The 17,499-nt window shown below is 67.4% G+C and carries 19 protein-coding genes; 6 read left to right on the top strand and 13 right to left on the bottom strand.

Annotated elements, in window-relative coordinates; translation table 11 throughout:
* Window positions 1-46: 46 nt before the first annotated feature.
* Window positions 47-829: an SDR family oxidoreductase gene (locus tag ACZ5XO_RS01690; protein ID WP_464163606.1), complete on the bottom strand. Its 783-nt coding sequence runs from the start codon at window positions 827-829 to the stop codon at window positions 47-49.
* A complete protein-coding gene (locus ACZ5XO_RS01685) occupies window positions 826-1,122 on the bottom strand; it encodes a 4a-hydroxytetrahydrobiopterin dehydratase (protein ID WP_464163605.1) in 297 nt (98 codons plus the stop codon). The genes ACZ5XO_RS01690 and ACZ5XO_RS01685 overlap by 4 nt, the downstream gene beginning before the upstream one ends.
* Window positions 1,123-1,446: 324 nt before the next feature.
* On the opposite strand from ACZ5XO_RS01685, the gene ACZ5XO_RS01680 reads away from it, so the two are divergent.
* From ACZ5XO_RS01680 to ACZ5XO_RS01670, 3 genes are read left to right on the top strand one after another with little or no spacing between them, the layout of a single operon-like run.
* On the top strand, window positions 1,447-2,229 hold the full coding sequence (locus tag ACZ5XO_RS01680) for a class I SAM-dependent methyltransferase (protein WP_464163604.1): 783 nt from the start codon (window positions 1,447-1,449) through the stop codon (window positions 2,227-2,229).
* Window positions 2,217-3,800, top strand: coding sequence for a 2-polyprenylphenol 6-hydroxylase (gene ubiB / locus ACZ5XO_RS01675; RefSeq protein ID WP_464163603.1), 1,584 nt, complete (start codon window positions 2,217-2,219; stop codon window positions 3,798-3,800). The genes ACZ5XO_RS01680 and ubiB overlap by 13 nt, the downstream gene beginning before the upstream one ends.
* 23 nt (window positions 3,801-3,823) lie before the next feature.
* Window positions 3,824-4,303: a hypothetical protein gene (locus ACZ5XO_RS01670; RefSeq protein WP_464163602.1), complete on the top strand. Its 480-nt coding sequence runs from the start codon at window positions 3,824-3,826 to the stop codon at window positions 4,301-4,303.
* Here the strand turns inward: ACZ5XO_RS01670 and arfB are convergent.
* The 8 genes from arfB to ACZ5XO_RS01630 all read right to left on the bottom strand — a co-directional run bounded on the left by arfB (window position 4,300) and on the right by ACZ5XO_RS01630 (window position 10,793).
* A complete protein-coding gene (arfB, locus tag ACZ5XO_RS01665; RefSeq protein WP_464163601.1) occupies window positions 4,300-4,701 on the bottom strand; it encodes an alternative ribosome rescue aminoacyl-tRNA hydrolase ArfB in 402 nt (133 codons plus the stop codon). The two genes, ACZ5XO_RS01670 and arfB, sit on opposite strands and share 4 nt — an antisense overlap.
* On the bottom strand, window positions 4,698-5,156 hold the full coding sequence (locus ACZ5XO_RS01660) for a YaiI/YqxD family protein (protein WP_464163600.1): 459 nt from the start codon (window positions 5,154-5,156) through the stop codon (window positions 4,698-4,700). The genes arfB and ACZ5XO_RS01660 overlap by 4 nt, the downstream gene beginning before the upstream one ends.
* Before the next feature lie 179 nt (window positions 5,157-5,335).
* A complete protein-coding gene (locus tag ACZ5XO_RS01655) occupies window positions 5,336-6,679 on the bottom strand; it encodes an amidohydrolase family protein (protein ID WP_464163599.1) in 1,344 nt (447 codons plus the stop codon).
* A gap of 3 nt (window positions 6,680-6,682) precedes the next feature.
* On the bottom strand, window positions 6,683-8,176 hold the full coding sequence (locus ACZ5XO_RS01650) for an amidohydrolase (protein ID WP_464163598.1): 1,494 nt from the start codon (window positions 8,174-8,176) through the stop codon (window positions 6,683-6,685).
* A 99-nt stretch (window positions 8,177-8,275) separates the two neighbouring features.
* Window positions 8,276-8,557 carry a DUF167 family protein gene (locus ACZ5XO_RS01645; RefSeq protein WP_464163597.1) on the bottom strand — a complete coding sequence of 94 codons (282 nt, stop codon included), beginning with the start codon at window positions 8,555-8,557 and terminating at the stop codon, window positions 8,276-8,278.
* A gap of 46 nt (window positions 8,558-8,603) precedes the next feature.
* Window positions 8,604-9,005 (bottom strand): hypothetical protein, encoded by a 402-nt coding sequence (locus tag ACZ5XO_RS01640; protein ID WP_464163596.1) that lies wholly within the window; start codon window positions 9,003-9,005, stop codon window positions 8,604-8,606.
* 94 nt (window positions 9,006-9,099) lie between these two features.
* Window positions 9,100-10,029 carry an electron transfer flavoprotein subunit alpha/FixB family protein gene (locus ACZ5XO_RS01635; RefSeq protein WP_464163595.1) on the bottom strand — a complete coding sequence of 310 codons (930 nt, stop codon included), beginning with the start codon at window positions 10,027-10,029 and terminating at the stop codon, window positions 9,100-9,102.
* Complete coding sequence (locus ACZ5XO_RS01630) at window positions 10,029-10,793, bottom strand: electron transfer flavoprotein subunit beta/FixA family protein (RefSeq protein WP_464163594.1); 765 nt, start codon at window positions 10,791-10,793, stop codon at window positions 10,029-10,031. The genes ACZ5XO_RS01635 and ACZ5XO_RS01630 overlap by 1 nt, the downstream gene beginning before the upstream one ends.
* A 124-nt stretch (window positions 10,794-10,917) precedes the next feature.
* Between ACZ5XO_RS01630 and ACZ5XO_RS01625 the strand changes: the two genes are divergently transcribed.
* Window positions 10,918-11,259, top strand: a complete 342-nt coding sequence (locus ACZ5XO_RS01625) for a hypothetical protein (protein ID WP_464163593.1) — start codon at window positions 10,918-10,920, stop codon at window positions 11,257-11,259.
* Window positions 11,260-11,277: 18 nt separating this feature from the next.
* On the opposite strand, the gene ACZ5XO_RS01620 is transcribed toward ACZ5XO_RS01625, so the two are convergent.
* Window positions 11,278-11,850 (bottom strand): cob(I)yrinic acid a,c-diamide adenosyltransferase, encoded by a 573-nt coding sequence (locus tag ACZ5XO_RS01620; RefSeq protein ID WP_464163592.1) that lies wholly within the window; start codon window positions 11,848-11,850, stop codon window positions 11,278-11,280.
* A gap of 24 nt (window positions 11,851-11,874) precedes the next feature.
* Window positions 11,875-12,078 carry a twin transmembrane helix small protein gene (locus tag ACZ5XO_RS01615; protein ID WP_464163591.1) on the bottom strand — a complete coding sequence of 68 codons (204 nt, stop codon included), beginning with the start codon at window positions 12,076-12,078 and terminating at the stop codon, window positions 11,875-11,877.
* A 148-nt stretch (window positions 12,079-12,226) separates the two neighbouring features.
* On the opposite strand from ACZ5XO_RS01615, the gene ACZ5XO_RS01610 reads away from it, so the two are divergent.
* Together ACZ5XO_RS01610 and ACZ5XO_RS01605 are read left to right on the top strand one after the other, a co-directional pair.
* Window positions 12,227-14,653 carry a TonB-dependent receptor domain-containing protein gene (locus tag ACZ5XO_RS01610; RefSeq protein WP_464163590.1) on the top strand — a complete coding sequence of 809 codons (2,427 nt, stop codon included), beginning with the start codon at window positions 12,227-12,229 and terminating at the stop codon, window positions 14,651-14,653.
* A 104-nt stretch (window positions 14,654-14,757) separates the two neighbouring features.
* Window positions 14,758-15,879, top strand: coding sequence for a hypothetical protein (locus ACZ5XO_RS01605; protein WP_464163589.1), 1,122 nt, complete (start codon window positions 14,758-14,760; stop codon window positions 15,877-15,879).
* A 190-nt stretch (window positions 15,880-16,069) separates the two neighbouring features.
* On the opposite strand, the gene ahcY is transcribed toward ACZ5XO_RS01605, so the two are convergent.
* Window positions 16,070-17,461 carry an adenosylhomocysteinase gene (gene ahcY / locus ACZ5XO_RS01600; RefSeq protein WP_464163588.1) on the bottom strand — a complete coding sequence of 464 codons (1,392 nt, stop codon included), beginning with the start codon at window positions 17,459-17,461 and terminating at the stop codon, window positions 16,070-16,072.
* Window positions 17,462-17,499 lie beyond the last annotated feature (38 nt).

Below are 17,499 nucleotides of genomic sequence, written 5' to 3'. Positions count from 1 at the left end.
ACGCCCCGGTCGCAAGGCCGGGGCGTTTTTCTTTGGCCCTCTGAGATCACTGCGCCGTCAGGCCGCCGTCGATCTTGAACTCGGCCCCGGTCACGAACTTGGACTCGTCCGAGGCCAGATACAGAACGCAGTAGGCCACGTCGTCCGGCTCGCCGATGCGCTTCAGCGGGATGCCGCGCGCCAGCTTTTCGTGGGCCGTCGTCTCGTCGCCGCCGGCCATGGCGACGAAGGGGTCGAGGATGGGCGTCTTGATGAAAACCGGGTGGACCGAGTTGGCGCGCACGTTCCACCCCGCCTTGGCCGCCTCCAGCGCCACCGTCTTGGTGTAGAGCCAGACCGCCGCCTTGGTGGCGTTGTAGGCCCCCATGCCCGGCGCCGCCGCAAGGCCGGCGATCGACGAGATATTGACGATGGAGCCCGCGCCGGACGCCCGCAGGTGCGGCATGGCGTGCTTGCAGCCCAGCATCACCGATTCCAGGTTCACCGCCTGAACCAGCCGCCAGTTCTCCAGCGTGTCCTGCTCGGCCCAGGCCAGGCAGCCGCCGATGCCCGCGTTGTTCACCAGTATGGACAGGCCGCCCATGTCCTCGGCGGCGGCGGCGACCACGCGAACCCAGTCGTCCTCGCGCGTCACGTCGTGCTCATAGGCGAAGGCCGAACCGGGATGTTCGGCGTTGATGCTATCGGCCAGAGCGCGCGCGCCGTTCAGGTCGCGATCGGAGACGGCGACCCTGGCCCCCTCCCGAACCAGCATCCGCGCCATGGCCTGCCCCAGACCGCCCGCCGCCCCTGTGATGAGAGCGGCCTTGCCCGAAACGCGGCCGCTCATTCAACCTGCCCCTTGACGGCTTCATCGATAAAGCGGGCCATCGCGACATCCCGCTCGGTCACCCCGCCCGCATCATGGGTGGTCAGCAGGACCTCGACCCGGTTGTAGACGTTCGACCATTCGGGATGGTGGTCCGCCTTGTCCGCCAGCAGGGCGACGCGGGTCATGAAGCCGAAGGCGGCGTTGAAGTCGGCGAACGTCAGCGAGCGGGCGATAGCCGGGCGCGGGTCGTCGGCGCGACGCCAGTCGGGCAGCCCCTGAAGCACGGCGTTGACGTCGAGAGCGGCGGTCATGGGCGTCTCCTTGATTTTGTTCAGGCGTATCGCGGCCCCGAGGAGGCGACAAGCCGTGACGCCGCGTCAGCACAAATGTCGATCCTCCCCCGCCTGCGGGGGAGGGGGACCGCGAAGCGGTGGAGGGGGCGGATGCACGCGCAACCTCGAACCCATTTCATCACGCTCTCCGTCATAATCCGAACACGAGCAACCAGCTCTCGCCCCCTCCACCATGCTACGCATGGTCCCCCTCCCCCGCTGCGCAGGGGAGGATTGGCGTTAGCCGCGACAAGAACGCTTCCCCGGATGACGCCGCCCGCATGAGGCGTTACACCCCCTGTCATGACCCAGGCCGATCCCTCCCCCTCCTCCGGCAAGACCTCCTCCTTCGGCTTCCGCGACGTGGACGCGAAGGAAAAGGTCCAGATGGTGCGCGGCGTCTTCGACTCCGTCGCGTCCAACTACGACCTGATGAACGACCTGATGAGCGCGGGCGTGCATCGCCTCTGGAAGGACGCCACGGCCGCCAAGCTGAACGCCCGGCCCGGCGAGGTCATTCTCGACATGGCCGGCGGCACCGGCGACATGGCGCGGCGCTATTCCAAGATGGCGCGCGCGGCCCAGCAGCGTCGCGGCGGCGAAGACGCCACCGTCATCGTCATGGACTACAACGCCGAGATGATCCTGAACGGCGTGGCCAAGGGCGGCGAGCCCGAGATGGCCTGGGGCGTCGGCGACGCCATGAACCTGCCCCTCCCCGACGCCTGTCTGGACGCCTATTCGATCAGCTTCGGCATCCGCAACGTGTCGGACGTGGCGGGCGCGCTGAAAGAGGCGCGGCGTGCGCTGAAGCCCGGCGGCCGCTTCATCTGCCTGGAGTTCTCGCACCCCACGACCGGCGCCCTGCGCAAGGCCTATGACGCCTGGTCCTTCCACGCCATTCCGCGCATCGGCGAATGGGTCGCCAAGGATCGCGACAGCTATCAGTACCTGGTCGAGAGCATCCGCCGCTTCCCCGATCAGGCGACCTTCAAGCGCATGATCGAGGACGCCGGGTTCAGCCGCGTCAGCGTCACCAACCTGTCGGGCGGGATCGCGGCCATCCACCACGGGTGGGCGATCTGAGCCGGCTGTCCGTCAAGACCCCGCCGCCCGCGCCGACGCCGGAACCCGTCCGCGATCCTCTGGGCGCGACCCTGCGGCTGATCGGCTGGGGCTGGGTGCTGGCGCGCCACGACGCCCTGATCCCGCGCGAGGTCAATCCCCTGCTGCCCGCCTGGACCCGCCCGTTCGCGCGGCTGGTGCAGATGACGGCCAGCCGCAAGCACCGCGCCGGTCGCCCCGGCCAGCGCGTCGGTCAGGCCTTCGAACACCTCGGCCCCGTAGCCATCAAGCTGGGTCAGGTTCTGGCCACCCGCGCCGACATCTTCGGCATCCAGTTCGCCCAGGATCTGGGCCGGCTGAAGGACAAGCTGCCCCCCTTCCCGCTGGACGAGGCCCGCGCCGAGATCGAGCGTTCGCTGGGCCGCCCGGTCGAGAGCCTGTTCCGTGATCTGGGCCAACCGGTCGCCGCCGCCTCCCTGGCCCAGGCCCATCCGGCCTGGCTGGCCGACGGCCGCAAGGTGGCGGTCAAGGTGCTGCGCCCCGGCGTCGAGCGCCGCGTGGCGCGCGGTCTGGATTCCATGCGTCTGGGCGCCAAGCTGGTGCAGAAGTTCGTCGAGCCCGCCCGGCGGCTGGAGCCCCAGGCCTTCGTCGAGATCATCGCCCGCGCCCTGTCGCTGGAGCTGGACATGAGGCTGGAGGCCGCCGCCGCCTCGGAACTGGCCGAGGTCATGGCCAAGGACGGCTATATGTCGGCCCCCGCCATCGTCTGGGACGGGGTGGGCAAGCGCGTGCTGACCCTGGAGTGGGCCGACGGCCTGCCCATGACCGACCCGGCGCTGGAGACCCTGCCCGGCCTCGACAAGGACGCCCTGGCCGACAAGGTGGTGCGCGGCTTCCTGGTCCAGGCCCTGGACCACGGCGTCTTCCACGCCGACCTGCACGAGGGCAATCTGTTCGCAGACGCTCCGGCTCAGGTCACCGCCATCGACTTCGGCATCGTCGGCCGCCTGGGTCCGGCCGAGCGTCGCTACCTGGCCGAGATCCTGTGGGGCTTCATCAGCCGCGACTACGACCGCATCAGCCGCGTCCATTTCGAGGCCGGCTACGTGCCGCCGCACCATTCGGTCGACACCTTCGCCCAGGCCCTACGCGCGGTCGGCGAGCCGGTCATCGGCCGTCAGGCCAGCCAGGTCTCGATGGGCCGTCTTCTGGGCCAGCTGTTCGAGATCACCGCCCTGTTCGACATGCACATGCGGCCCGAACTGGTGCTGCTGCAAAAGACCATGGTCTCGGTCGAGGGGGTGGCCCGCCGCCTCAACCCCGACCACGACCTGTGGGAGGCGGCCAAGCCCGTGGTCGAGCGCTGGATCAAGCGCGAGCTGGGGCCGCAGGCCCAGATCCGGGAGACGGTCGAAGAAGCCCTCGCCACGCTGAAGGCCCTGTCGCATCTGGCGCAGAACCCTCCGCAAGCTCAGACGTTGGTGATCGAGAAGGCCGGAACCCGGCCCTGGGTGGTCGCCGCCGTCACCGTCGCCGTCTGTGCGTCGGTCGCCGCCTTGGTCCTGACACTCTGGCCGATGATCGTCGCCTGACGTTTCTTCGGAGCCTGCCGCCTATGAAGACCCCGACCTTCGCCGCCGCCCTGCTGGGCGCGTGCCTCCTGGCCCTGCCCGTCGCGGCCCAGACGACGCCTCCTGCCTCCACAGGCGGCGCGGCGGCCACCCTGCCGAACGCCTTCGAGACGCCTGCGCCCGAGCGCCCCGCCCTGCCCCGTCAGGCGCCGGTCGCCGAAGCGCCCGACATCGCCCGTTCCGAAGAGGCCCTGCGCGCCGCCATCGCCTCCTTCCAGTCCGGCGAGGTGGACTACTCCGTGTTCAGCGACGATCTGGCGACCCAGATTCGCGCCCAGGCGCCGCAGGTCATGCCCATGGTCCAGCAGTTCGGCGCCTTGAAAAGCGTTTCCCATCGCGGCCAGCAGGACGGGGCCGACCTGTTCCGCGTCGTCTTCGACAAACAGGCCACCGACTGGGTCATCGCCTTCGACGAACAGGACCAGATCGCGGCCCTGCTCTTCCGTCCGGCCCAGGGCGATTAGTCCAGCGAAGGCTTGCCGCGTCCGCTCTTGATCGAGGCGCGGCTGGACTTCGCCTGCAGCCGCCGTTCCTTCGACGCTCGCGTGGGCCGCGTCGGCACGCGATAGACCGGCCTGATCGAGGCCTCGGCCACCATCTCGTCCAGCCGCGCGATGGCGTCAGCCTTGTTGCGCTCCTGCGTCCGAAAGCGGACGGCGGTGATCTGGATGATCCCGTCCAGCGTCAGCCGGCTGCCCGCCAGCTTCATCAGCCGCGCCTTGACCGACTCGGTCAGGCTGGGCGAGTTCTTCACGTCGAACCGCATCTGCAGGGCCGTCGCGACCTTGTTGACGTTCTGCCCCCCCGGCCCGCCGGCGCGGAAGAAGCGGAACTCCAGCTCGTCCTCGGGAATGCGGCTCATGGCGCCGTCTTCCGTGCACGGACGACCGCCGTATCCAGGGCTTGCAGGAAGCGCGACCGGTCGGCGTTGGAGAAGGGCGGCGGGCCGCTGGTGGCCACGCCGATGGAACGCAGATGCTCGCCCACCATGCGCCCGGCCAGGGCCGAGCCGATGGAGTCGGGGGTGAAGGGCTGACCATTGGATTTCAGCGCCTGGGCGCCCGATTTCAGGCATCGGTCCGCCAAAGGAATGTCGGCGGTGACGACGATGTCGCCGGCTGCGGCGCGCTCGGCGATCCAGTCGTCGGCCACGTCAGGACCGGCGTCGACCACCACCTGCTCGATCAGGGCCTCGCGCGGGACGTTGATCCAGGCGTTCGACACGACGAAGACCTTGAGCCCGTAGCGGCGAGCCACGCGATAGACCTCCTCCTTCACGGGGCAGGCGTCGGCGTCGATGTAGAGGGTGGTGGGCATGGACGTCTTATGACGTGTCGCGCTGGCGGCGAGAAGAGAGCGCTTTCTCCTCCCCACTTTGTGGGGAGGTGGATCGGCGGCGCAGCCGACGAGACGGAGGGGCTCGGTCGAGCTTGGCGAGAAGCCCCTCCACCGCTTCGCGGTCCCCCTCCCCACAGAGTGGGGAGGAAAACTATGCCCTACTGCGGATAGGCCACCGGCATGGCCCCTTCGCCGCCGGTGCGGTAGCGGTCGCGCAGCAACAGGTTGCGGGCCTGCAGCGGCTGCTCCACGCCGTCGATGAAGACGGCCGAGGGCTGGGTCAGGGGCTCCAGCGGGTCGCCGGACCAGACCACGACGTCGCCCGCCGCGCCCGGCTTCAGCTCACCGAACTGGCCGTCGAAACCGAAGATGCGCGCCGGGTTGACCGTGATCGCCTGGATGGCCGCTGCGAAGGGCAGGCCGTGCGAGACAGCGTTGCCGGCGTTGTAGCGGATGTCGCGGGCGCGGTGGGTCGAACCCTCATTGCCCTTGATGGCGATGACCACGCCCGCCGCGTTCAGCGCCGCCGCGTTCTGCATCCGCGCCGCCCGCATTTCGAAATTGCCGGGCAGGTTGGTGATCGGGTGCAGCAGTACCGGCACGCGAGCCGCCGCGATCTCGTCGGCGACCAGCCAGCCCTCGGCGGCGCCGTCAAGAATGACCCTGACGCCCTCCTCGCGGGCCAGACGCAGGACCTGCTGGATGTCCGAGGCGCGGTTGACGCTGACGATCAGCGGCATGGAGCCGTTCGCCACCGGGATCAGGGCTTCCAGGTCCGCGCGCGACAGCGACAGGTCGCGCAGGGCGGCGCGGTCATAGGCGGCCTTGTTGCGCGCATAGAGGCGAACCTCGGCCAGGGTCTCCTTGAACAGGACGAACTCGGCCCCGCGCGCGCCGCCGGCGACGCCCTTTCCGGCCTCGCCGAAGGGGGCAACCATGGCCACGCGCGGCTTCACCAGAATGTCGGCGCCGCCCAGCTTGATGACCGCCGCCTGCCCGGCGAACAGGCCCGGCGGCTGATAGCCGCCGTGACCGGCCCCGGCGAAATCGCTGTCGTCATGGCTGTGACCGCCGCCCGAACCGGCATGCTGGGGCGTGACCACGGCGCGGGTGACGCCGCCGAGGCGGGCGACCGGCAGGGTGAAGGACCAGGGGTCCAGACCATAGGACAGGTCGAAGGCCGCACTCAGGCTGTTGGCGTTGTTCGACAGGTCGTTGGAGCCGCGCACCGAGCCGACTTCCGAACCGCCGAGGCCGGAATCCACGGCGACGAAGCCCGGCGTCACGATCTTGCCGCGCGCATCGACGGTGCGCAGACCGGCCGGGGCCGCGCCCGTTCCGACCGAGACGACCCGGCCGTTGCGCACGACCACGGTGCCGTTCTCGATCACCGAGGTTCCGGTCAGGACGCGGCCGCCGGTGATGGCGACATCCTGGGCCGCTGCGGGACCGACGAGGGCGAGGGCCGCGACTGCGCCCGCGAGAAGGGTTTGGATACGCATGGTTCAGCGAGCTCCCTGGGCGACGCCGGCGGCGGACTGGCCGAAGCCGGGCTGACCCAGTTCGAAATCGGATACGGGCTGGTAGGCGGGGTTGGACCGGTCGAAGGCCAGACCGCCGTCGATGAAGACCTGATCGGCGCGGGCGTAGATCGAGAAGGGATCGGCGCTCCAGATCACCACGTCGGCGCGTTTGCCGGGCTCCAGCGAGCCGGTCTCCTTGTCGATACCGATGGCCCGGGCCGCGTTCAGCGTGATCCAGCTGATGGCGTGTTCCTCGGAAATGTTCAGCCCGGCGCGACGGCCGGCCGACAGGGCGGCGGCGGCTTCCTGATTGAGGCGCTGGATCAGTTCGGCGTCGTCGGAGTGGATGACGGCGCACGAGCCCTCGGGCGCGTCGGTCAGGGCGGCGTTTTCCTCGATGCCGTCCAGGGCTTCCATCTTGAAGCCCCACCAGCCGGTCCACATGGCGGCGCAGACGCCTTCACGGGCCAGCATCGGCGCGATCTTGTAGGCCTCGACCGCGTGATGGAAGGTGGTGACCTTGTAGCCGAACTCCTTGGCCACATCGAGCATGACCGCCATCTCATCGGCGCGGTAGCAGTGGTTCTGGATCAGGATCGAACCGTCCAGAACGCCCGCCAGGGTCTCAAGCTGCAGGTTGCGGGTCGGGGGCGACCCCTCGCCCGTTTCGCGCCACTTGTCCCACTTGGCCTTGTAATCGCGGGCGGCGATGAAGGCGGCGCGATAGCCGGCGACATTGCCCATGCCGGTGGCCGGAGACTGGTTGCGGCCGCCATAGACGCGCGACGGGTTCTCGCCGCAGGCCATCTTCAGGCCATAGGGGGCGCCCGGGAACTTCATCCCCTGCATGGTGACGGAGGGCACGTTGCGCACCGTCACGCCGCGGCCGCCGAACAGGTTGGCCGAACCAGGCAGGATCTGGAGCGTGGTCACGCCGCCGGCGCGGGCGGTGTTGAAACCCGGGTCCTGAGGCCAGATCGAATGCTCGGCCCAGACCTGGGCCGTGTTCGGGTTGGTGGCTTCGTTGCCGTCGCTCATGCCCATGACGCCGGGCGAGGGATAGACGCCGAGGTGGCTGTGGATGTCGATAACGCCGGGCGTGACGTAGCGGCCGCGCGCGTCGATGACCTTGTGGCCCGCCGGGACCGGGGTGTCGGCGCCGCCGACGGCGGCGATGCGACCGTCGGTGACGATCACCACGCCGCCTTCGATCTTCTGGCCCGTCCCGGTCAGGACCGTGGCGCCGACCAGGGCCAGGTTTTCACGCGGCAGGCCGCGATAGGTCGAGGGATAGGGGTCCGTATTGGCCCAGCCGTCCAGGCCGGGGGCCATGGTGCGGTCCCGGGACGACGACGCCAAGGCCGTCTCGGTCTTGGGCGCGGCGTCGCCGGTCGTGGCGCAGGCCGACAGGCTGAGGGCGCCCAGCGCGCAGGTGAGGACAGCGAGGCTTGGGCCCCGCAGACGGTTAAGCAACATGAGCGAGACCCCCTCGCGCCCGCATACGGCGGGCAGACAATGGGACGACATAGAATGGGGGTTCCCCCCGGTCGTAAAGGGGAAATGTCAGACGATTTGTCAGACGCCAGACAATCGTTCCCGGACCTCGGCCTCGCTGAGCCCCTCGACCGCGACCATCTTCAGTCGCGACTGCCCGCCGCGCGCCAGGGTCACCGCCCGTTTCGGCACGCCCAGGGTCTTGGCCAGAAAGACGGTCAGGGCGGCGTTGGCCTCGCCCTCGACCGGCTGGGCGCGGACCCGGACCTTGAGCACCGGGCGACCGTCGGGGTCCACGTCCCAGCCGTCGATGCGGTCGGCGGCGGCGCGGGGCGTCAGCTTGATGGGAACGCGGGCGGTCAATGGCTCATGGATGGAGAGGCTTTGATCCATTGTGGACGTTGGCGCGTCATGCGGTTTCCCCCCGAGCGTTGATAGTAAAATACTCTCCGTAATCTCCGCGTCCCTCGAACGCTCTCGTCGAAAAGCCCTCAGGCCTCAACCCAAGAGACCGCTCCGCCATTCTCTGCGCGCGAGCTTCCCATTCCGCCACATCACCCAGCACCCATGGGAAGAGGTTAATCATGAGCGAAGCTACGAAGAGGAACTCGGCGTCTGACGACGCCTCTCCGCCAAAGTGCCGGTAGATGGAATGCCAGAGCTCCCTCTCATCTGCATCTTCCGTCAATCCCGTCAGGAATTCCGGCTCCGCCCAGTGCATCCAAGCCAGAAAAAGAAGGTGCAGGGCGTGTTCGCGGTCGCGGTCTCCCGCCTGCCAAGCCCCCTTGAGCAGCCGGTAGGTGTTTTCCATGCTGAGACTGACTGCCATTCCTCTGCACTCCCCTTCACGAAAAAGGGCGCGGACCTGATGGCACCGCGCCCTTCTCGATCCGTTAACCGACGGCTTAGCCCAGAGCGGCCATCAGTTCCGGCACGGCGGTCTTGTAGTCGGCGACCAGGCCATAGTCGGCGATCTGGAAGATCGGAGCGTCGGCGTCCTTGTTGATGGCGACGATGACCTTGGAGTCCTTCATCCCGGCCAGGTGCTGGATGGCGCCCGAGATGCCGATGGCGATGTAGAGGGCCGGGGCGACGACCTTGCCGGTCTGGCCGACCTGATAGTCGTTGGGGGCGTAGCCCGCATCGACCGCGGCGCGCGAGGCGCCGATGGCGGCGCCCAGCTTGTCGGCCAGGGGCTCCATGACGGCGTGGAACTCTTCGGCCGAGCCCAGGGCGCGGCCGCCCGAGACGATGATCTTGGCGGCGCCCAGTTCGGGGCGATCCGACTTGACCATTTCCTCGGAGACGAAGGCGGTCTTGGGCGCTTCGCCCGCAGCGACGGTCTCGACCGGGGCCGAACCGCCTTCAGCGGCGGCGGCGAAGGCCGTCGGACGCACGGTGATGACCTTCCTGGCGTCCGCCGACTGGACGGTCTCCAGGGCGTTGCCGGCGTAGATCGGGCGCACGAAGGTATCGGCCGAGACGACCTCGACGATGTCCGAGATCGGCGCGGTGTCCAGCTTGGCGGCGATGCGCGGCGCGAAGTTCTTGCCGTCGGTGTTGGCCGGGGTCAGGATGGCGTCGTAGCCAGCGGCCAACGGCAGGACGGTGGCCTCGACAGCCTCGGCCAGTCCGTGAGCGACGGCGTCGCCCTCGGCCAGCAGGACCTTGCGCACGCCCGAAATTTTTGCGGCGGCGTCAGCCACGGCCTGAGCGCCCTTGCCCAGGACCAGAACATCCACGTCCGACGACAGGGCCAGGGCCGCCGTCACCGTCTTGTGGGTGGTGTCGCGAACGGCCGAGCCGTCGTGGTCGGCGATGACGAGAACGGCCATTACAGGACCCCCGCGGACTTGAGCTTGGAAACCAGTTCGGCCGCGTCGGCGACCTTGACGCCCGCCGAACGCTTCGGCGGCTCCGTCACCTTCAGAACCTTGAGACGGTCCGCGACATCGACGCCGTAGTCGGCGACCGCCTTCATGGCGATCTCCTTCTTCTTGGCCTTCATGATGTTGGGCAGGGAGGCGTAGCGCGGGATGTTCAGGCGCAGGTCGACCGAGACCACGGCCGGCAGTTCCGCCGCCACAGTCTGCAGACCGCCGTCGACTTCACGGGTGACCACGGCCTTGCCGCCGTCGATGACCAGCTTGCCGGCGAAGGTGGCTTGCGGCCAGTCCAGCAGGGCGGCCAGCATCTGACCCACGGCGTTGTTGTCGCCGTCGATCGACTGCTTGCCCAGCAGGACCAGGTCCGGCTTCTCCTCGTCCACCACGGCCTTCAGCAGCTTGGCGACGGCCAGCGGCTCCAGGTCGGCGTCGGATTGCACCAGGATGCCGCGGTCGGCGCCCATGGCCAGGGCCGTGCGGAGGGTTTCCTGGGCCTGGGTCACGCCGATGGAGACGACGACGATTTCCGTCGCCGTGCCTGCGGCATGGTGTTCCTTACCTTCCTTCAGGCGCACGGCCTCTTCGACGGCGATCTCGTCGAAGGGGTTCATGCTCATCTTGACGTTGGCCAGGTCGACGCCGGTCTGGTCCGCCTTGACGCGAGCCTTGACGTTGCTGTCGATCACCCGTTTCACCGGGACGAGTACCTTCATGAGCCTATCCACTTGGTCATCGAAATGTGGCCCGAGGGATTGGACCGACGAAACCGGCCTGTCAACGTAACGCTACGTGAACTCTGTTCGTGTCCGCGGCCCAATTTTGCACTATGAGACCCGTATGAAACGCTTTCTGACGATCCGCCGCCTCAGCGTCCTCTTCTTCGGCATTTTCGGCCTGATGATGGCCGGGGTCTTCGTGTTCCAGCGCTACTGGATGGAGCCGGGCGAGCGCTGCGAGGCGCAAGGCAAGTGGTACGACATGGAAAGCCGTATCTGCGCCCAACCCATCTCCATCGCCGAAATCACCGGCCGCCCCATCGGCGTCAGCCGCGCCGAGGCTTCCGCCGAAAAGAACAAGGAGCTGATCGAGATCGAGGATCAGCTGAACGCCCAGAAGCGCGCCCGCGACGCGGCGACCGAGGCGGAACGCGCCCGGGTTCAGGCCTTGCGCCAGCAGTAGGAAAGGCCGGGCTCGGCCTCAGCGCGTCGCGCCGGGCTTCCACAGGATGTCGGCGGCGCCATTGGCGTTGGCGCGGCGGGCCGCGACGAACAGGTGGTCCGACAACCGGTTCAGATAGCGGATCGCGTCCGGATTCACCTGCTCGCCCGATTCCGTCAGACGGATGGCGTCGCGCTCGGCACGACGGCAAACGGTGCGCGCCAGATGCAGATGCGCCGACAGGGGCGAGCCCCCCGACAGGATGAAACTGTCCAGCGGCTTCAGGCTCTCGTTCATCCAGTCGATTTCGGTCTCGATCCGCTCGACCTGCGAGGCGAGGATGCGCAGGGCCTCCCACTTCGGGGCCGGGTCCAGAGGGGTGGCCAGGTCGGCGCCGAGATCGAACAACTCGTTCTGGATACGGCCCAGCATGGCGTCGATGCGGTCGTTCTGGCCGCTGTTGAGACGGGCCACGCCGATCACGGCGTTCAGCTCGTCGACCGCCCCGTAGGCCTCGACGCGCAGGTCGGTCTTGGACACCGGCGCGCCTGAGGCCAGGCGGGTTTTCCCGCCGTCGCCGGCGCGGGTGTAGATCTTGTTCAGCGTGACCATGGTTTGAGCCCCCTCGCTCTGAATTCAACCGCCGTGCGTGGACTTCCACCACATGCCGCCGATCAGCAGCATCACCGCCACGGCCTGCAGAACCACGCGCAACCGCATCAACCTGTTCGAGTTCGAGCGCGCGAAGTCGCCGCCGCGATACAGGGTGTAGACGCCGAAACCGAGGGTGATGGTCACAGCCGCGATGGCGACGAGGATCAGGATGTCGAAGATTTCCATGTCCGCCTTCTAGGCCCGCCGCTCGCGCCGCGCCAGCGTCGCGACATCGAGCCAGGCCTGCGCGCAATTGCGACCTATTCGCACACCCCGGTTGTCACACAACATCCATTGCTGTTGAGAGGCGCTCGCAAATCAACCGGGGCTATTCATGTCTTCCTTCGCCGTCTCTCGCCGTTCGTCGCTTCTGGCCGCCACCGCCCTGGCCGTCCTCGTCACGGGTCAGACCGCAACGGCGGAAGAGGTCGTCGTCGACCAGAGCCAGGCCACCACCGTCGAGGATGTCGTCGTCACCGCCGCCGGCTTCTCGCAGAAGCTCACCGACGCCCCGGCCAGCATCAGCGTCATCACCCAGGAAGACCTGACGCGCCGCCCCTACATCACCCTGCTGGACGCCGTGCGCGACCTGGAAGGCGTGGACGTCGGCGAAACCCGCGACAAGACCGGCCAGGGCACCATCTCCATGCGCGGCATGGGTTCGGACTACACCCTGATCCTGGTCAACGGCCGTCGCCAGAACAACCACGGCAACATCTACCCCAATGACTTCGGCGGCAACCAGTTCAACCACATCCCGCCGATGGACGCCGTCGAACGCATCGAGATCATTCGCGGCCCGGCTTCCACCCTTTACGGCGCCGAAGCCATGGGCGGCGTGATCAACATCATCACCAAGCGCACGATGGATCGCTGGAGCGGTTCGATGAGCGTGGGCCGCACCCTGCAGGAAGACGACGCCTACGGCGACGACACCACGGTCGACCTCTACGCCACCGGCCCCCTGATCCGCGGCCTGCTGAATCTGGGCGTCCGCGGCAGCTGGTACGACCGCAGCGCATCAAACCCTGTCTTCTCGCCCGTGACCGATCCCGCCGGCGACACCCACAACCGCTCCCTGGGCTTCGGCGGCGGCGGCAAGACGGTGGACAACACCAACATCTCGGGCGGCCTGACCCTGACCTTCACGCCGACCGCCAACCAGACCCTGACGCTCGACTACGACACGTCGCAGCAGGAATATAACAACAAGATCCGCACCAACGACGCAGGCCAGCCGGAATACCCCGTGGGCACCGTCGACAATATCGCCAGCATCTGGACGGCCGGGAACTTCTGCCTGGGAGCCACGGGCGCCAACGCCGCCGCCTGCGCCAACAACGGCGGCGTCTGGTCGCGTCGCGCCAACCCGCGCGTGGGTTACAGCCCGACGCAGGAATTCACCCGCGACAGCTGGGCCCTGACCCACGAAGGCCGCTGGAGCTTCGGCAACAGCCGCGTGTCGCTGTCGCACGTCGCGACCAATAACGACGGCCGCACCATGCCCTTCACCGTGGCCGAACGCACCGAGTTGCTGGCCATGTTCGACGGCACGGGCCAGTACGCCGGCATGAACCTCGCCGACCGGCGCGCCCTGGCTGAAGCCACCTTCCTGCCGCGTCCCAAGCGCACCCTGGAAAGCGCCCAGTATACCCTCGACGCCCAGATGGACATTCCCTTCCAGTTCGCGGGCGACCACGTCGCCGTTCTGGGCGGGCAGGTCATTCGCGGCGAGCTGACGGACGGCGTCTTCGGCATGGAAAGCGGCAAGCCGAACCAGAAGCAGGAACACAACATGTTCTCGCTGTTCGCCGAGGACACCTGGCAGGCCACCACCGCCTTCGCCCTGACCGCCGGCATCCGCTACGACGACCATGAAATGTTCGGCAGCCAGTTCAGCCCGCGTCTGTACGGCGTCTACACGGTCAACGACCAGTGGACCGTCAAGGGCGGCGTCAGCACGGGCTTCAAGACCCCGCAGACGACCCAGCTGTATGACGGCGTGACCGGTTTCGGCGGTCAGGGCACCTCGCCCATGTTCGGCAACCCGAACCTGCAGCCGGAAACCAGCGTCAGCACGGAACTGGCGGTCTACTGGCGCCACCCCGACCGCCACAACTTCAATGCGACCATCTTCAACAACACCTTTGAAGACAAGATCGCCAACCAGCCCTGCGGCGTGGGAACGGACCTGCCCTGCGCCTCGTCCGGCGAGTTTGCGGACATCGGCTACGGCAGCAGCAGCCGCGCCACCAACATCGACGAGGTCGTGATCCGCGGCGCCGAGATCGCCGGTCGCTGGCAGATCCTCGACACCGTCGGCCTGCGCGGCAACTACACCTTCACCGACAGCGAACAGAAGAGCGGCCAGAACGCCGGCCGTCCTCTGGGCAACAGCGCCCGGCACATGGCCAACGCCTCGCTGGACTGGCAGGCGACGGACAGGCTGAACTTCCTGCTGTCGAGCGAGATGCGTTCCAAGCGCTACCGCAGCTATGACACGGTCAACGCCAGGGAGCTGTTCTACAAGAGCTACACCGTGTTCCACCTGGCCGCCTCCTATGAGGTGAACAGCTGGCTGACCTTCAACGGTCGGGTGAACAACCTGCTCGACGAGGACTTCACGACCTATGACACCGCCTTCGTCGATCTGGACGGCGACGGCCTTTACCAGTCCACCGGCGAGGTCGCCTTCCTCGATCACTACAACAACAAGGACAAGGCCCGCAGCTTCTGGCTGAGCGTCAACGCCCGCTTCTGATCCCTCTCCTTCCTCCCCAAACTGAACAGGGCCGTCTCTGATGAGGCGGCCCTCTTTCTTGCCAGCTAAGCCGTTAGTCATCTTTGGCGGGCAATGTCGCGTCCATGAGTGATCGCGCCGTCCGGAATCTGGAACACCTGCGCCGCACCGCCTCGACGGCGCGGGTCCTGAACCTGCTCAAGGTCTATGACGAGCATGGCGAGACCGACGACTGGCACGACCGCCCCATGTTCCGCACCCCGGCGCTGAACACCGCCCTGATCATCAAGCACCGGCTGCGGCGCAACGAGACCGACTCCTTCCCCGGCCGCCGCCAGGTGGCGACCAAGGTGGTGGTGCCGATCGACAGCACCGATCTGAAGACCGGGGGCCGCTTCGTCTTCGTCAACCAGATCGGCTTCGAGCGCGCCATGCAGGAGGCCTTCGGCATCGCCGCCGATCACCCCGATCTGAAAACCTTGCGGCTGATGGACCAGCTGCCGTCGCTGGACCCCTTCCTGCTTCGCGAACAACTTCGGCGCGGCGAGGTGGACGCGGCCCCCTGCTACTTCGCTCTCAGCGAGGCCGACCTGGAACGGATGCTGACCTTCGTCCAGAGCGAGATCGAGCCTCTGGTGACGCTGAGCATGGGCGACGGCGTGGCGGCGGTCGGTTCGACCGCCCGCATGGCGTCGAAGATCCTGTCGAACGCCCCGGGAGACCGGCTGGAGGCCCTGCGCGCCACCCTGCGGCTGGAGCCCGAACAGTACCAGGAAGGCGTCTTCTGCTGGAAGGGCTTCCTCTACTACAAGTGGACCCTGGCCAGCCTGATGGCCGACATCGTCAACGTCGCCGACGAGGTGGGGTCGGTCCAGCCCGTGGGGCCCAGCGACCGGGCGGCCAAGGAATACATCGACCGGGGGCGCAGCGTCCTGCGCGGGCGGATCATGAAGACCTGCGAAGAGGTCAGCCGCACCCTGCGCTATTATGACGACGCCTACGCCGGGCTGACGCGCGACGGCAAGCCCCTGGCCTTCCGCGACTTCCTGCTGGAAGCCCCGACCCTGTTCGCGCGGCTGGGCGACCAGCTGGGGGCTGTGCAGCATATCGTCAGCTTCTGGCGCTTCCGCTTCGGTCCCAAGGCCCCGCCGGTCGGGGTCGACGAACTGATCGACATCTTCATGGACTTCGAGACCGGCCTGATGGGCCGCGAGACCGACGCCTACGATCCGCGCGACGCGGCCTAAGCAAGCGACTTTCCTCCCCATGGCATGGGGAGGGGGACCGCGAAGCGGTGGAGGGGCTTCTACGCTTTAACAAAGCGGCCCCTCCGTCTCGTCGGCTGCGCCGCCGATCCACCTCCCCATTGCATGGGGAGGAAATGAAAAACCCCGCGTCGTCGCCGACGCGGGGTTCCTGCTTTCAAACCATCAGGTCCTAGTAGCGGTAATGTTCCGGCTTGAACGGACCCTCGACCGGCACCGAGATGTATTCGGCCTGGTCCTTGCTGAGCGTCGTCAGCTTGGCGCCGAGCTTGGCCAGGTGCAGGAAGGCGACCTTCTCATCCAGATGCTTGGGCAGGGTGTAGACCGAGTTCTCGTAGGCCTTGGCGTTGGTCCACAGCTCGATCTGGGCCAGGGTCTGGTTGGTGAAGGAGGCGCTCATCACGAAGGACGGGTGGCCCGTGGCGTTGCCCAGGTTCACCAGACGGCCTTCCGACAGCAGGATGATCTTCTTGCCGTCCGGGAATTCGACATGGTGGACCTGATCCTTGATCTTGTCCCACTTGAAGTTCTTCAGGGCGGCGACCTGAATTTCCGAGTCGAAGTGGCCGATGTTGCAGACGATGGCGTTGTTGCGCATGGCCCGCATGTGCTCGAGGCGGATCACGTCCTTGTTGCCCGTCGTAGTGACAAAGATGTCAGCCTTGTCGGCGACGTCTTCCAGGGTCTGGACCTCATAGCCTTCCATGGCGGCCTGCAGGGCGCAGATCGGATCGATCTCGGTCACGATCACGCGGGCGCCGCCGTTACGCAGCGAAGCAGCCGAGCCCTTGCCCACGTCGCCGTAGCCGCAGACCACCGCGACCTTGCCCGACAGCATGACGTCGGTGCCGCGACGGATGGCGTCGACCAGCGATTCACGGCAGCCGTACAGGTTGTCGAACTTCGACTTGGTGACGCTGTCGTTGACGTTGATGGCCGGGAACGGCAGTTCGCCGCGCTCGGCCATCTGGTACAGGCGGTGGACGCCCGTGGTCGTCTCTTCCGACACGCCGCCGATGGCGTCGCGGATGGCCGAGTAGAAGCCCGGCTTTTCCTTCAGATAGCGCTTCATGACCGAGAAGAGGGCTTCCTCTTCCTCGTTCTGCGGATTGTCGAGGACAGAGGCGTCCTTCTCGGCTTTCGGACCCAGCACGCACAGCAAGGTGGCGTCGCCGCCGTCGTCGAGGATCAGGTTCGGATAGCCGCCGTCGGCCCATTCGAAGATTTTGTGGGCGTAGTCCCAGTACTCGACCAGGGTCTCGCCCTTGAAGGCGAAGACCGGCGTGCCCGACGCGGCGATGGCGGCGGCGGCGTGGTCCTGGGTTGAGAAGATGTTGCACGAGGCCCAGCGCACTTCGGCGCCCAGGGCTTCCAGCGTCTGGATCAGCACCGCCGTCTGGATGGTCATGTGCAGGGAGCCGGCGATGCGGGCGCCCTTCAGCGGCTGGGACGCGCCGTATTCCGCGCGCAGCGCCATCAGGCCCGGCATTTCGGTTTCGGCGATGGCGATTTCCTTGTTGCCGAATTCGGCCAGGGAAATGTCGCGAACGATATAGTCGGTCATGAAGGGGTTCTCGCGGCGGGGATTTTCAAGGCGCCGCT

It is taken from the genome of Brevundimonas sp. T2-11, assembly GCF_055397675.1.
This window is presented reverse-complemented; position numbering and strand designations above follow the sequence as displayed.

Excerpts from the sequence above, each read along its gene's own strand:
- ACZ5XO_RS01690 (WP_464163606.1), bottom strand. The coding sequence starts at position 829 with ATGAGCGGCCGCGTTTCGGGCAAGGCCGCTCTCATCACAGGGGCGGCG.
- ACZ5XO_RS01685 (WP_464163605.1), bottom strand. The coding sequence starts at position 1,122 with ATGACCGCCGCTCTCGACGTCAACGCCGTGCTTCAGGGGCTGCCCGAC.
- ACZ5XO_RS01680 (WP_464163604.1), top strand. The coding sequence starts at position 1,447 with ATGACCCAGGCCGATCCCTCCCCCTCCTCCGGCAAGACCTCCTCCTTC.
- ACZ5XO_RS01670 (WP_464163602.1), top strand. The coding sequence starts at position 3,824 with ATGAAGACCCCGACCTTCGCCGCCGCCCTGCTGGGCGCGTGCCTCCTG.
- arfB (WP_464163601.1), bottom strand. The coding sequence starts at position 4,701 with ATGAGCCGCATTCCCGAGGACGAGCTGGAGTTCCGCTTCTTCCGCGCC.
- ACZ5XO_RS01660 (WP_464163600.1), bottom strand. The coding sequence starts at position 5,156 with ATGCCCACCACCCTCTACATCGACGCCGACGCCTGCCCCGTGAAGGAG.
- ACZ5XO_RS01655 (WP_464163599.1), bottom strand. The coding sequence starts at position 6,679 with ATGCGTATCCAAACCCTTCTCGCGGGCGCAGTCGCGGCCCTCGCCCTC.
- ACZ5XO_RS01650 (WP_464163598.1), bottom strand. The coding sequence starts at position 8,176 with ATGTTGCTTAACCGTCTGCGGGGCCCAAGCCTCGCTGTCCTCACCTGC.
- ACZ5XO_RS01640 (WP_464163596.1), bottom strand. The coding sequence starts at position 9,005 with ATGGAAAACACCTACCGGCTGCTCAAGGGGGCTTGGCAGGCGGGAGAC.
- ACZ5XO_RS01635 (WP_464163595.1), bottom strand. The coding sequence starts at position 10,029 with ATGGCCGTTCTCGTCATCGCCGACCACGACGGCTCGGCCGTTCGCGAC.
- ACZ5XO_RS01630 (WP_464163594.1), bottom strand. The coding sequence starts at position 10,793 with ATGAAGGTACTCGTCCCGGTGAAACGGGTGATCGACAGCAACGTCAAG.
- ACZ5XO_RS01625 (WP_464163593.1), top strand. The coding sequence starts at position 10,918 with ATGAAACGCTTTCTGACGATCCGCCGCCTCAGCGTCCTCTTCTTCGGC.
- ACZ5XO_RS01620 (WP_464163592.1), bottom strand. The coding sequence starts at position 11,850 with ATGGTCACGCTGAACAAGATCTACACCCGCGCCGGCGACGGCGGGAAA.
- ACZ5XO_RS01615 (WP_464163591.1), bottom strand. The coding sequence starts at position 12,078 with ATGGAAATCTTCGACATCCTGATCCTCGTCGCCATCGCGGCTGTGACC.
- ACZ5XO_RS01610 (WP_464163590.1), top strand. The coding sequence starts at position 12,227 with ATGTCTTCCTTCGCCGTCTCTCGCCGTTCGTCGCTTCTGGCCGCCACC.
- ACZ5XO_RS01605 (WP_464163589.1), top strand. The coding sequence starts at position 14,758 with ATGAGTGATCGCGCCGTCCGGAATCTGGAACACCTGCGCCGCACCGCC.
- ahcY (WP_464163588.1), bottom strand. The coding sequence starts at position 17,461 with ATGACCGACTATATCGTTCGCGACATTTCCCTGGCCGAATTCGGCAAC.